Genomic DNA, 14,199 nt, shown 5'->3' with positions numbered 1-14,199 from the left:
TGTCACCAGCCCGAGGAGGTGTAGACGACGCCCCGGACCGACTCCTCGCCCCAGGCGAGCTCCCGCAGCAGCGCCGCGGTGCCCTCCTCGGGGTCGATGAGCCTCACCCCGCGCCGCCCGTACTCCCGCGCGAGTTCCGGGCTCACCATCCCGCCGTGCCCGCCGGTCGGCGCCCACGGCCCCCAGTGCACGGTCAGTGCCCGGTGGCCGGTGCGGGCGGCCCAGGCGGAACCGAGGCTCTCCAGGGCGTCGTTGGCGGCCGCGTAGTCCGCCTGGCCCCGGTTGCCGAGGACGGCGGAGATGCTGCCGAAGAGGACGGCGAAGACGGGCCCGCCCTGCAGTTCCTCCAGCGCGGTCAGCAGGGCGGAGGCACCGGCGACCTTCGTGCCGTACACCCGCTGGAAGGACTCCGCGCTCTTCTCGGCGATCAGCCGGTCCTCGATCACCCCGGCCGCGTAGACGGCCCCGTCGAGGCGGCCGTACTCCGCGTGGATCTCCTTCACCGCCTGGAGCGCCGCGTCCGGCTCCCGGAAGTCCACCGAGCGGTAGCGGGCCTCGCTGCCGAGGGCCGTGAGTTCCTTCAGGGTGGCGGTGATCTCGCGCTGGGCAAGGACCAGTTCGGCGTTCCGGTTGATCTCGGCCGGCTTCAGGGCGCCGCCCGCGCGGGAGGCGAGCGCCGCGCGCAGTTCGGCGGGGGTGCGGGCGGTCGCGGTCGCCGGGTCCTCGGGACCGTCCGGCGCGGGCGTCCGGCCGAGCAGTTCGATACGGCACCGGGAGGCCGCGGCGAGCGCGGCGGCGAACTTCGCCGTGATGCCCCGGGCCCCGCCGACCAGCAGCACCACCGAGTCCCGGTCCAGCCCGAGGGCAGCGGCCTCGGCGGCTCCGTCACCGGCCGGTCCGGCGCCGGTGGTGCCGAGCGTGCCGAGGGGCGTCTCGGCCAGCTCCAGGCCGTGGCGGCCGGATTCCGTCCGCAGGACCACGGGGACCGGTTCGGCGACGCTCGCGCACAGCTCGGCGAGCAGCGCGTCGGTGACGGCGGCGGGGCCGGTGTCGTCGAGGTCGACGATCCGTGCGACGGTCTCCGGGTACTCACGGGCGACCGTACGGAACAGGCCGTGCAGCCCGGCCGACCGGGGGCCGTCGGACGGTTGTACGGCGAGCAGCCAGCGCGGGCCGCGGGCCAGGGCCGCCTGGAGCACGGTGAACGCGTCGGGCAGCACCGGGGCCCGGCCGGTCGCCAGCGGGTCGAGGACGAGCACGCCGTCCACCTCCCCGTCCGCCTCGGTGAGCAGGTGCTCCGGGCCGAGGGCCACGGCCTCCGCGCCGTACGACACGAGCCGGGCGGAGACCTCCCGGGCCACACCCTCGCCCTCGCTGTCGCTGCCGTCGCCATCGCCGTCGCCGTCGCCGTCGCCGTCGCCGAGGAGGACGAACCGCCGTCCGGCCAGTACGGAGGCGGGGTCCGCAGGGCCGTCGTCCGGCTGCTCCAGGGGTACGGGCCGCAGCAGGAACCGTTTGGGCGCCTCGCCCGTCGCGGCTGCCATCACCGGCTCGACCGACTCCTCAACTACCTCCTCTACCTCCTCGGCCGGTGCCGTCGTCAGCCGTGCGGCCAGCCACCCGGTCACCGCAGCCGCCGTCCGGGCCTTCGCCAGCTCCTCCAACTCGGCGTCGTCCAGCCCGGCGACATCCACACCGCCCCCGGCGCCCAGCCGCTTGGCCAGTTCACCGGCGATCTCGGCTCGCTTGATCGAGTCGATGCTGAGGTCGGCCTCCAGGTCGAGGTCGGGCTCGATCATGTCGACCGGGTAGCCGGTGCGCTCGCTGATGATGTCCAGGACGGTCCGCAGGACATCCTCCTCGGTGACCGCCTCCCCGGCGACGGGCACGGACTCCGGCTCGGGTACGGCCACGGGTTGCGGCGGCGCCACCATGAGCTCCGCCGGTACGGCCTGCGGCACCGGCTGCGGATACGGCGGATGCGACTGCGGATGCGACTGCGAGTACGGCTGCGGATACGCCTCCACCGCCGCCGGCCCCGCGATCCGCTGCCCCGGCACCCCGCCGAAGTACGTCAGCAGCACATCACGCTGGGCGGCGATCATCTCCCGGCTGGTGCGCAGGAATTCGGCGATCAGCGCGTCCTTGTCGGAAGCGGGGGCGCCGTACGCCCCGTACGAAGGGTCCGTCTGGGGCTGCTCGTGCTGCTGGTGCTGCTGGTGCTGCGTCACAGTCGTCTCCACGACTCGTCGGGCCGGTGCGAGGGCACCGGGGAGGAGGTCTCCGGCGGCGGTGCGAACGAGCTGCCCGTCGACGGTCCAGCCGGGCCGCTTGGGTACCGCCGTGCGGACCGCGTCGACGGCGTCGCGGCCCCGGAACAGCCATCCGGTGCGTACGGGCGACCCCGCGACGGCCAGTTGGGCGAGGGCGTCGAGCCAGCCGCGCAGCCCGCTGTCCGGGCGTGGCTCGCAGGCGACGGTGCGGTGCGGGCGGTCACCGAGGATCTGCGCGACCAGCCGGGTGAGGACGGAGCCGGGCCCTGCCTCGACGAAGACTCGCGCCCCGGCCTCGTACATCGCCTCGATCTGGGCGACGAAGCCCACCGGTGCGCCGATCTGGGCGGCGAGTTCGGTCCGTACGGCGTCGCCGTGGTCGCCGTACGGACCGCCGGTGCGGTTGGACCACACCGGGAACTCGGGCGGGCGTACGGTCCGGCGGGCGAGCGCCTCGGCGAAGCGCTCACCGGCTCCGGCGACCAGCGGACTGTGGAAGGCGCAGGCCACGGGGATGCGCTTCGCGCCGAGCCCGGCCTCGCGCAGCAGCCGTACAGCCGCGGTGACCGCCTCCGTCGGGCCCGAAATGACGGTCTGGCAGGGCGAGTTGTGGTTGGCGAGCACGACCGAGGCGGGTGCGTCCGCCTTTCGCAGAGCCCGTTCGACGTCCTCGGCACCGGCCGCGACGGCGGCCATGGCCCCGGGGTCCTCACCCTGCTCACCGGCGGCCGCGAGGATCGCCGCCGCCCGCTCGGCGCTCAGCTCCAGAAGCGTCTCCGGGCCGATCACCCCGGCCGCGCACAGGGCGACCAGTTCGCCGTAACTGTGCCCGGCCGCCATGTCCGGCCGTACCCCTGCCGTGGTGAGCAGGGCGTGGGCCGCGAGTCCGGCGATGCCCAGCGCGGGCTGGGCGACCCGGGTGTCCGTGATCGCAGCCTGCTGGCGGTCGCGCGCGGTGTCGTCGAAGGCCGTGGGCGGATACAGCGCGTCGGCGTGCTCGCGGCCCAGCTCCAGGTAGTGCTGAAGCTCGGGGAACGCCATGAACACATCGGCGAGCATCCCGGGCCGCTGACTGCCCTGCCCCGGAAAGAGAAACGCGACCTTGCCCCTGGCGACCTGCCCTTCGGCCTCCCGACCCGCGACTTCCTGACCCCCGACGACCCGCCCCTCGGCCTCCCGACCCGCGACTTCCTGACCCGCAGCCACCCGGCCCACGACCTCCTGACCCACGGCCACCTGACCCACGGCCACCTGACCTGCGGCCACCTGACCCACGGCCTCCAAGCCCACAACTCCCTGGCCTACGGCCGCCTGACCCGCAGCCGCCTGACCCGCGGCCTCCCAGTCCCCGGCCACCCGGCCCGCAGCCACCTGACCGGCAGCTTCCTGACCCACGGCCACCCGGCCCCCGGCCACCCGGCCCGCAACCGCCTGACCCGCAGCCTCCCAACCCCCGGCCCGGCCCTCGGCTTCCTGCCCCGCCGCCTCCCGCCCCGCAAGGTAGATCCCCCCAGCCGGAGCGTGCTCCCCGGCCAGCGCCCGCCGCAGCTGCCCGACCAGGCCGACCACATCCGTCGCCACGACCGCCACGCGCACGGGCTCGTGGGAGGCGTCCGCCCGCCGCGACGCGCTCAGCGCGAGGTCCCGCAGCCGCCACGGCCACCCGCCATCCGCCCCCACGACGGGTTCCACGGCGGCTTTCGCGACGGCTTCCGCGACCTTCAGTACGTCCTCGATCGCCCGCCGGGCCGCCCCCTCGTCCCGCCCCCGGAAGACGAACAACTCCGCGGGCCACTCCTCCAGCCCCTGTACCGGCGGTACGGCATCGCCGTACGCCCCCAGCACCACATGGAAGTTGGTCCCGCCGAACCCGAACGCGCTGACCCCGGCGACCCGTTCCGCCGCAGGTGCCGCCCAGGGCCGGGCCCGGGTGTGGAAGACGAACGGGCTGCTGCCGTCCTGCCGCCAGCCCGGGTTGGGCCGCTCGACGTGCAGGGTGGGCGGCTTGACCCCGGTGTAGAGGGCGAGCGTGGACTTGATGAGCCCGGCCAGCCCGGCGGCGCACTTGGTGTGCCCGATCTGCGACTTCACCGAACCGAGCGCGCAGCCGCCCGCCTTGGCCCCGGCCTCGCTGAACACCTCGCTGAGGATGGTCAGTTCGGTACGGTCGCCGACGACGGTCCCGGTGCCGTGCGCCTCGACGAGACCGACCTCGGACGGCGAGATCCCCGCGTTGCGGTAGGCCCGTTCCAGTGCGGCGCGCTGCCCTTCGGGGCGAGGTGCGGTGAGCCCGAGAGAGCGCCCGTCACTCGAACTGCCGAGCCCCTTGATGACACCGTAGATACGGTCGCCGTCGCGCTCGGCGTCCGCGAGCCGCTTCAGTACGACACAGGCGACCCCCTCACCGAGCGCGATGCCGTCGGCGGAGCTGTCGAAGGCCCGCGAGCGACCGGTCGGAGAGAGTGCGTGAACGGAGGAGAAGAGGGCGTAGTCGTTGATGCCGTTGTGGAGGTCGGCGCCCCCGCACAGCACGACATCGCTCGTACCGCCCACCAGCTCCTTGCAGGCGACGTCGACGGCGGCGAGCGAGGACGCACACGCGGCGTCGACGGTGTAGTTGGCGCCGCGCAGGTCCAGCCGGTTGGCGATGCGGCCGGAGATGACGTTGGCGAGCATGCCGGGGAAGGAGTCCTCGGTGAGCCGGGGCAGTTGCTCGTCCAGTCCGTCGGGGACCTTGCCGAAGTACGAGGGCAGTACGGCCCGCAGGGTGGCGGCGTTGGACAGGTCGCTGCCCGCCTCCGCCCCGAAGACGACCGAGGCGCGCGCACGGTCGAACTCCCGCCCCCGCTCCCCGCATCCGGCGTCGTATCCGGCGTCCTCCAGCGCCCGCCGGGCGGCCTCCAGGGTCAGCAGCTGTACGGGTTCGATGCTGCCGAGGGAGGCCGGCGGGATGCCGTACCGCAGCGGGTCGAAGGGGATGCGGGGCAGGAAGCCGCCCCACTTGGAGGAGGTGGTGCCGCCTTCCTCCGCGTAGTGCACGGCCGGGTCCCAACGCTCGGGCGGGACCTCGGTGACGGCGTCGTGGCCGCCGAGGAGGTTGGCCCAGTAGGCGGCGAGGTCGGGGGCGTCCGGGAACATGCAGGCCATGCCCACGACGGCGATGTCGAGCGGCGCGGGCACCGGGGGCTCGTTGGGCATGTCCGCGCCCAGGTGGTCCCGCAGCACCGCGGCCCGCCCGGCGAGGAAGTCGGCCGCCGACTCGGTCACCGACCGGTGCAGCGCGGCGATCGTGGTGACCGCCGAGCGCAGTACGACGACCTCCCCGGCCATGAACATGCCCTCGGCGAGCTGCCGTTCCTCGTCGACGGGTGCCAGCTCTCCGGTGCCGTCCCGCTCCACGCCCTTGCTGGCGATGCGCAGCCGCCCGACGTTGAGGCGCTCCAACTCCTCCCAGATCCCCCGGTCGGGCACGCCCCGGGCGCGCAGTTCGGCCTCGTGGTCCCGGTAGTCCTCGGTGAACGGGCTCGGTACGCAGCGGGTGGCGTGGCCGGGCGCGGTCTGAAGGAGGGTGGTCCGGTCCGCCGTCATGACCTGCCGCTGGAAGAGGGGCCGGACCGCCCCGTGCGCCACGGCCTCCTCGGTGAACAGGTAGGCGGTGCCCATGAGGACGCCGACGGCGGCCCCGCGTGCGGTCAGCGGCGCGGCGAGCGCGGCGACCATCGCCGCCGACCGCTCGTCGTGGACGCCACCGGCGAAGAACACCTCCAGCGCCTCGGCCGCGCCCGCCTCGGCGTCGTCCAAGTAGTCTTCCAGTACGGCGAGTTGGGCCTCCCACAGCGGAAAGCTGCCGCGCGGCCCGATGTGCCCGCCGCACTCGGACCCCTCGAAGACGAACCTGCGCGCCCCGGCCTGAAGGAACTGCCGCAACAGCCCGGGCGAGGGCACGTGCAGGAAGGTCCGTATCCCGTCCCGCTCCAGCGCCTCCGCCTGCGACGGCCGCCCACCCGCGATGATCGCGTGCGTCGGCCGCAACTCCCGTACGGCTTCGAGCTGCGCGCTCCGTACGTCCTCCGGCGCGAACCCGAGCACCCCGACACCCCAGGGCCGCCCGTCCACGGCCGCCCGGGTCTCCTCCAGCACCGCCCGCGTCTGCTCTGCCCCCGCGAGGGCCAGCGCGATGAACGGCAGCCCGCCCTCACCGGCGACGGCGGCCGCGAACCCCGCCTGGTCGCTCACCCGGGTCATCGGCCCCTGGGCGACGGGGAGTTCGGTGCCGAGGGCGCGGCTCATGGGGGAGCCGGGGCGCAGGGCGCCGTGGGCCGGTACCTCACCTCGTACGGCATCTCGCACGTGATCCTGTACGACATCTCGCACGGCATCCCGTACGGCGTCGATCAGCGCGCGGACCGTGCGGCCGGCGTCGCCCCAGCGGTCGGCGAAGCGGGCGGCGAGGAAACCGTCCTGGCCCACAGGAAGCAGTTGGGTGCGCGGGTCACGGGCGCCGAGCAGGGCGGCCACGGCCTCCGGATCACCGGTCGGGAGGGGCGGGGCGTCCGGTCCCCGGCGGCGCAGCACCCGGTGGCCGGCCACGACGACGGTCTCCGAGCCGTCCATGGAACGCAGGACCGCGGCCACCGCCTCGTCGAGCCCCGACTCGGCCAGCAGCGCGAGCTGGCTGTCCAGTACGACGCCGGCCGCCCCACCGGCCACGGCGGCCGACGCCGTACGCGGACCGATGCCGCCGCAGGCCCAGACCGGCAGTTCGGCACCGAACTCGGCGAGCAGTCGCTGCACCAGCACGAAGGTGCTGAATTCCCCGACCCGGCCGCCGCTCTCACTGCCCCGAGCGATCAGCCCGTGCACCCCGGCACCGACGGCCGCCCGAGCCTGCTCCAGAGCCGTGACCTCGGCCAGCACACGATGGCACGCGACGACCTCGCCGATCCGCCACGCGGAGTCCGGGGAGTCCGGGGAACCCAGGGCGCCCGGGGCGAGGACGACCGTTCCCCTTTCCGGCATCTCGGCCACGAGTTCCGCGGCATCCATCCGGCAGTACGGTCCGACCCGTACCCCGTACGGGCCGGGCGCCAGCCGCCGGAGGCGCGCCAGCGCGTCTCTCGCTCTTCGGTCACCGAGGCCCAGGTCGAGCACTCCGAGCCCGCCGGCGCGGCTGACCGCGGCGGCGAGGCGGGCGTCGGGCTCACCGAAGGGGGTGATGCCGATGATCATGTCCTTGTCGCGCACAGCAAACGTCATGATTCTCCGAATTACCGGTGAAACCCGCACGGTGGGTGTTTTGAGGCAGCAAAAAGCCTCGGGAACTCTTGCGCGAAACCACCGGGAAGTTAGCGCCGCAGTTACTGAACGGTCAACAAGGCACCGACTTTCCGGCACACCAGCGAATCGATTCAGCCAGCGGTGACCAGACACCCCAAGAGAGCGAAAATCCACGCAATCCCGATCAGCGACGGATGCCACACCGAGGCGCGCGAGCACGCGTGAGCGCACGCCACAGCACCACAAGCCCGTCAAAGCAGCCGATCATGAAACTCTGTAAACTCTGCATGTCCGCGCCTCTGTGGCTCGATCAAGCCACGAAGGAACCGCCCTCCCCGACGGAAGGAGCCACCCTCCCCGACAAACGACTGACGGCCCGCATGAAATTCACGAGCATTCATCCACGCCGAATCGATAACAAGAATTTACCCTTCAGTAACCGCAGAAGGTTTCCGGCAAGGTCGAACACGGCCGGCGGCCGAGGGCACCGTCAGGCGGAGGCCCGCTTCCGAGTAGTCGTCTTCTTCGCGGCCGTCTTCTTCGTCGTGGTGCTCTGCTTGCTGGTGGACTTCTTCGCGCTCTCCGTCGTCGTCTTCTTCGCCGCTGTCTTCTTGGCGGTCTTGGCGGTCCGGGCAGTCGGCTTCTTGCCCGCCGCCTCCTTGGGCGCCGTACGAGCAGAAGGTTTGCGTGCGGAGGCGGACTTGCGGGGCATCGGAGCCACCTCCGCCTCCTCCCCGCGCGACTCCTTGGCCTCGCGGACGCTCTTCTCCAGGGCGGACATGAGGTCGAGGACCTTGCCGCCGGGCTCCTCGGCCGGGAGCGAGGGGGCCTCTTCGCCGGAGACCTTGGCGGCGATGAGTTCCTCGACGGCCTCGCGGTAGTCGTCGTGGAGCTCGGCGAGGTCGACCTCGCCGAGGGTGTCCATCAGGGCGTCGGCGAGGTCGAGTTCCTTGTCGCGGACGGTGACGCTCGCGTCGGGGGCGACACTCTCGGTCGCGCGGATCTCGTCGGGCCAGAGCAGGCCGTGCATGGCGATGACGTCGTCGACGACCCGGAGCATGCCGAGCCGTTCGCGGCCCCGCAGCGCGAACTTGCAGATCGCGACCTTGTTGCTGCGTTTGAGGGCCTCTCTGAGCAGGGTGTACGGCTTGGCGGCCGGGACACCGTTCGCGGAGAGGTAGTAGGCGGTGTCCACCTGGATCGGGTCGATGCGGTCGGCCGGCACGAAACCCTCGATCTCGATGGTCTTCGCGGTGGGGAGCGGCAGCGAGGCCAGGTCGTCGTCCGTGATCGGGATGACCGCGCCCTCGGCGTCCTCGTACGCCTTGCCGATCTCCCCCTGCGTCACCTCACGGTCCTCCAGTTCGCACACTTTCCGGTAACGGATACGGCCGCCGTCCTCCAGGTGGATCTGGCGGAAGGAGATGGAGTGGCTCTCGGTGGCGTTCACCAGCTTGACCGGGATGCTCACGAGGCCGAAGGAGACGGCGCCGTTCCATATGGATCGCACGAGCAGCACCTTTCGGTTGTTATCACCCGTTTTCGTGAGATTCTCATCGTATGACGCCGATCACGGAGGTGGAGGGCCGGAGGCTGGCCCTCTCCAACCTGGACAAGGTCCTCCACCCGGCGACCGGCTTCACCAAGGGCGAGGTACTGCACTACTACGCGACCACGGCCGACGCCCTCCTCCCCCACCTCCGGAACCGCCCCCTCTCCTTCCTCCGCTACCCCGACGGACCCGACGGCCAGGTCTTCTTCGCGAAGAACGTGCCGCCGGGCACGCCCGAGTGGGTCACCACGGCGGAGGTGCCACGCTCGGAGGGACCGGCGCGGATGGTCCTGATCCAGGACCTGGCCTCGCTGATGTGGGCGGCGAACCTGGTGACCGAGTTCCACACGCCCCAGTGGCTGATCGACGCCCCCGGAGAGGCGGACCGGCTCGTCTTCGACCTCGACCCGGGTACGCCCGCGAGCGTGGTCGAGTGCTGCGAGGTCGCGCTGTGGCTGCGGGAGCGGCTGGCGGCCGACGGCCTGGAGGCGTACGTGAAGACGTCCGGGGCGAAGGGCCTCCACCTCCTGGCGGCCCTGCGGCCCACGCCCTCCCGAGAGGTCACGTCCTACGCCAAGGACCTCGCCGTCGAGGCCGAGCGCGCCCTGCCCGCCCTCGTCGTCCACCGCATGACCCGCAGCCTGCGGCCCGGAAAGGTCTTCGTCGACTACAGCCAGAACGCCGCCCGCAAGACGACAGCGACCCCCTACACCCTGCGCGCCCGCCCCGAGCCGACGGCCTCCACCCCGGTGACCTGGGACGAGATCACCGACTGCACCGACCCGTCCCGACTGACCTTCCAGGCCCAGGACATCGCCCCGCGCCTCCAGGCGTACGGGGATCTGCTGGAGCCGTTGCTAGAGGGCCCGCGCCCCTGATAGGCGCGGGGCTGTGTCGATATGCGGCTCCGCCGCGTGGGCGCGACCAGCCACACACAACCCGCAGTCCCGAAACTCCCCGCAGCACCCCTTCCTGGGGTCCGGGGCGCAGCCCCGGCGGGGCCGAAAGGGCGGCAGCCCCTGGAGGATGGGACGGGTAGGGGCGGCGGGGGCGAAAACACACAGCGGCACCCCACCCCTCACACCCGCCCCCACGTATGCCGATCCCGAGCCATCGCGTGCAGCGCCTCCACATCCGCCGGCTTCAGCACCCCGCCCGCGCGGGCCAGCGCCGAGATGTCGGTGTCGTGCAGGACGCGGAGGTCGCGGAGGGGGACGGTGATGGTCACGGAGGCGGCCCCGGCGAGGGCCAGGGCGGGGTGGACCTCGGCGGTCAGGGCGTAGGAGGCGCGGTCGGCGTCGGCGCGGACGTGGCGGAGGAGGGGCTGGGGCTCGCGGCGGCCCACCGTGACCATGGGGTCGGCGATGATGACGCGCTGCTTGCGGGCGTACAGCGCCCGGAGGCAGAAGAGGCCGCCCGGACCGATCACCAGGTGGTGGATGCGCCCCCCGCCCGGCAGCGGGATCGAGTGCAGGGTGTGCCAGCCCGCGCCCTCCAGCCCGTCCAGCGCCTCGCCCACCGCCTGCTCGGCCTCCAGCGCCCGCAGCCGCGGGTCCGGCCGCCAGCGGCGCGTCGGTCGCGGGGCCCGGTCCAGGGCGATCATCAGCGCCTCGCCGGGACGGTTGGGCGCCAGGTCGTCGTCCGGGTGGAGGGCGAGGCGGGCCAGTTCCGCGGGGGTCGGGACCGGGGGCGGGCCCACCGTGACCGGGCCCGTGAGGAAGGGGCCCAGCGCTTCGAGCACATCCTCCCGCCGGTCCTCGCTGAGGAGGTTCACCCGGGCCGCCTCACGGTCGTACCAGGCGACGTTCCTCCCGTCGGTCCGGCACACGTACAGCCGTTCGTGTCCTTGCCGCCAGTTCGGTATGACGCGCAGTCCGTTCGTGCCGCTCATGGACCATCACCCCACGACCATGGGAACAGGCGGGGTGCTCCATCGGCAAGAAGCCGGATACCTTTGGGAGAGCTGGCAGGGGCTTGGGGAGGCGCCGTTGCGGACCCACAGGAAGCAACCCGACGTACCGGCCCCGGACAACCCGTGGAACGAGATCATGCCTGGCCTCTGGATGGGCGGGCACGAGTTCGCGGGGCGTTCGGGAGAGCGGGAGTTCGCCGTCGTACACGACGAGTTCGATCTCGTACTGACACTGCTGCGGCTCCCGGGCCACGGGCCGGACGACGGTGTCGAGCACCATGTGTGGCCCATCCCGGACGGCCCCCTCGACGGTACGCAGCTCGCGGGCGTGATCCGTCTCGCGCAGGCCGCGTGCGACGCGCTGGAGCGGCGCCGCCGGGTCCTCGTCCGCTGTTACCACGGGTACAACCGCGCGGGGCTCGTCGTGGCACACGCCCTGATCCGCGACGGGCGCTCCCCCGACGAGGCCGTCCGGCTCATACGGTCCCGCCGTTCACCCTGGGCGCTGCACAACGAGCTGTTCGTGGAGTATCTGCGCACGGGGCTGGCCACGGCCCGGCTGCTGGAGGAGCTCGCGGAGGAGGTCGCCGAGTAGGCGGGCGGCAGAGCTGCGGGGCAGGGGGTTCGGTAAGCCTCTAAAAGGGACTTCGTTCCGCATAGTGCGATTAAGGTGTACGGACGATCAGACGATCAACCGTCCGGAGCCGTCCCCGATGTTTCTCAGCCGCCGCTCGCGCGCCGTCCTCGTCACGGCCTCCGCCCTGCTGCTCGCGGGCTGCGGTGACGCCGGAGGCCTGCGCGGCGCGGGCGCGACCCCCACCGCCGTCGGCCCCGCCCGGCTCTGGCCCGAACAGCCGCCCGCGTCGAGCCCCGCGTGGGACTACGGCGAGGCGGAGACCGAGACCGTGAAGGGCGTCGAGGTCCCGGGCGACGACATTCGCGAGGTGGACCCCGTCGCGGTGGTCCGCGCGGAGATCGACGCTCACCCGGACCAGTTCAAGGGCCCCTCGGCGCCGTACGGCGACACGACCAGCCGGATGACGGCGTGCGAGGAGCAGGGCACGGTCTCCGGCAGGGGCGACCGGTGTCCCGTCCTCCAGGCCTACTACCGCGACCTCACCGGTGACGGCCGGGACGAGCTGGTGCTGGGCATCGAGCTGGTGAACCAGAACCTGACCGCCGTACGCGTGTACATCGTCGACCGGCACAGACTGGTCCAGATCATGGCGAACGACGACTCGGTGACCGCGGTCGAACTCGCCGGGCACGCGCTGATCATCCGCTCGCCCTCCCAGATCGCCGGCTACGAGTACCGCACCCAGTGGACCTGGGACGCGGACCAGAAGGCGATGCTGCTGACCCGCGACGAGTTCCTGCGCACGGACAAGGACACCGACGAGGACACGGGCAAGGACGCCGGGAAGAGCACGGCCACCCCCTCCCCGAGCCCCCGATGAGGCTTCCCCAATGGACCGGCGCCCTCGCCGTGAAAGCCGCCGTCTTCATCACCGTGATGTGCTGCGCGCTCGCCGCCCTGCTCGGCGTCCTCGTGCACGTCTCGGTCACGAACCAGACCGTCGGCCAGGCCCGCGACCTCGCGCTGACCCGGCTGGCGGACGCGACGACGGCGTACGTGGCCGGGGACTCGCTGCCGCCGGGCTCGGGCATCGAACCGGAGGGGCTGCCGACGTCGCTGCGGGAGCTGGCGCTGGCCGGGGAGCGCGGCACGATCGTCGCCGACCACCGGGGGCACCCCACTATGTGGGCGGCGGGCCCCGCGGACGGGGAGCGGGCCATCGCCGTGCGGGTCGACTACGAGCAGAGCGCGGGCACGATCGCCGGCCTCGACCGGGCGATCGCGTGGTCGTCGGCGCCGGCGATCGGGGTGACACTGCTGCTGGGCGCGTTCGCGATCACCCGGGTGACCCGGCGGCTGCACGCCACCGCGCAGGTGGCCCGCCGGATCAGCGCGGGCGACCTGGACGCGCGGGTCGACGATCCCCGGACTAAGGAGCTGGCGCGCCCCCAGGACGAGGTGGCCGCGGTCGCCGGGGCCCTGGACACCATGGCGTCCACCCTCCAGCGCAAGCTGCTGAGCGAGCAGCGCTTCACCGCGGACGTGGCCCACGAACTGCGCACCCCGCTGACCGGTCTGCACGCCGCCGCCGAGCTGCTGCCGCCGGGCCGCCCGACCGAGCTCGTACGGGACCGGGTCGCCGCCCTGCGCACCCTCACCGAGGACCTGCTGGAGATCTCCCGCCTGGACGCCGGCCGGGAGCGTCTCGACCTCGACACCATCGCCCTCGCCACCCTGGCCGAACGGGTCGCGACGGGTACCGGGACCGAGGTGCGCGTCCGCCACGACGTGCACGTCGAGACCGACCGGCGCCGCCTGGAGCGCGTCCTCGGCAACCTCGTCGCCAACGCCCACAAGCACGGCGGTACGCCGGTCGAGCTGACCGTCGAGGGGCCCGTCGTCACCGTACGGGACCATGGGGACGGCTATCCGGAGTACCTCGTGGCGCACGGCCCGCAGCGGTTCCGTACCGAGGGCGGCGCGAAGGGGCACGGGCTCGGGCTGACCATCGCGGCCGGGCAGGCGGAGGTGCTGGGCGCGCGCCTGGAGTTCGCCAACGCGCCCGACGGCGGCGCGGTGGCGACGCTGACCCTGCCTCAGGCCGGGGCGCCCAGGGCCGCGCTCCCCGATGGCCCACTGTGAACTGCGCACCCCCTCCCCCGCTCCTAATGTGGCGATTAGTCAGTTTCGCCCCTTTCTCGAAGGAGCCCTCATGCCCCTGCGGACCACTGTCACCCGCCTCGGCATAGCCGCCGCGGGCAGCGCGCTCGCCGTCCTCGCCGCCACCACACCCGCGACCGCCGGCGACGACGGGAACCACCGCGGCGATCACCACTCCGACTTCTTCAAGGGCAAGGTCACCGCCCGCAGCGGGCTGATCCTGCGCACCGCGCCGAACCGCGGCGCCGCCGTCATCCGCGTCGCGCCGTTCGGCGAGATCGTCAAGATCTTCTGCAAGACACCCGGCGAGACCGTCGACTCCAACCCCCTCTGGTACCTGCTGAGCGACGGCACCTGGGCCTGGGGTGCGGCGCGCTACATCGACAACATCGGGCCCGCGCCACGCTGGTGCTGAGCACCAAGGCACACAAGGCGCCCAATTCGGGTA

At 72.8% G+C, this 14,199-nt stretch carries 8 protein-coding genes; 5 read left to right on the top strand and 3 right to left on the bottom strand.

Annotated elements, in window-relative coordinates:
* Positions 1 to 2: 2 nt before the first annotated feature.
* The gene (locus ACWD3C_RS26025) at positions 3 to 7,529 is read right to left on the bottom strand and encodes an SDR family oxidoreductase (protein ID WP_451147867.1); all 7,527 of its coding nucleotides are present in this window, start codon (positions 7,527 to 7,529) and stop codon (positions 3 to 5) included.
* A gap of 511 nt (positions 7,530 to 8,040) precedes the next feature.
* Positions 8,041 to 9,060 carry a non-homologous end joining protein Ku gene (ku, locus tag ACWD3C_RS26020; protein WP_451147865.1) on the bottom strand — a complete coding sequence of 340 codons (1,020 nt, stop codon included), beginning with the start codon at positions 9,058 to 9,060 and terminating at the stop codon, positions 8,041 to 8,043.
* 50 nt (positions 9,061 to 9,110) lie between these two features.
* Between ku and ligD the strand changes: the two genes are divergently transcribed.
* Complete coding sequence (gene ligD, locus ACWD3C_RS26015) at positions 9,111 to 9,980, top strand: non-homologous end-joining DNA ligase (protein WP_451147863.1); 870 nt, start codon at positions 9,111 to 9,113, stop codon at positions 9,978 to 9,980.
* 200 nt (positions 9,981 to 10,180) lie between these two features.
* On the opposite strand, the gene ACWD3C_RS26010 is transcribed toward ligD, so the two are convergent.
* Positions 10,181 to 10,993 carry a nuclease-related domain-containing protein gene (locus tag ACWD3C_RS26010; protein ID WP_451147861.1) on the bottom strand — a complete coding sequence of 271 codons (813 nt, stop codon included), beginning with the start codon at positions 10,991 to 10,993 and terminating at the stop codon, positions 10,181 to 10,183.
* Positions 10,994 to 11,090: 97 nt separating this feature from the next.
* Between ACWD3C_RS26010 and ACWD3C_RS26005 the strand changes: the two genes are divergently transcribed.
* The 4 genes from ACWD3C_RS26005 to ACWD3C_RS25990 all read left to right on the top strand — a co-directional run bounded on the left by ACWD3C_RS26005 (position 11,091) and on the right by ACWD3C_RS25990 (position 14,166).
* Positions 11,091 to 11,609 (top strand): protein-tyrosine phosphatase family protein, encoded by a 519-nt coding sequence (locus tag ACWD3C_RS26005; protein ID WP_451147859.1) that lies wholly within the window; start codon positions 11,091 to 11,093, stop codon positions 11,607 to 11,609.
* Positions 11,610 to 11,727: 118 nt separating this feature from the next.
* Positions 11,728 to 12,471, top strand: coding sequence for a hypothetical protein (locus ACWD3C_RS26000; RefSeq protein ID WP_451147857.1), 744 nt, complete (start codon positions 11,728 to 11,730; stop codon positions 12,469 to 12,471).
* Complete coding sequence (locus tag ACWD3C_RS25995; protein WP_451147855.1) at positions 12,468 to 13,733, top strand: ATP-binding protein; 1,266 nt, start codon at positions 12,468 to 12,470, stop codon at positions 13,731 to 13,733. Before ACWD3C_RS26000 ends, ACWD3C_RS25995 begins: the two co-directional genes overlap by 4 nt.
* A gap of 70 nt (positions 13,734 to 13,803) precedes the next feature.
* Positions 13,804 to 14,166 (top strand): SH3 domain-containing protein, encoded by a 363-nt coding sequence (locus tag ACWD3C_RS25990; protein WP_451147853.1) that lies wholly within the window; start codon positions 13,804 to 13,806, stop codon positions 14,164 to 14,166.
* Positions 14,167 to 14,199 lie beyond the last annotated feature (33 nt).

The sequence above is a fragment of the Streptomyces sp. NPDC002845 genome, from assembly GCF_053591955.1.
The sequence above is the reverse complement of the archived record's forward strand: the minus strand, read 5'-3'. Positions and strand labels throughout refer to the sequence as shown.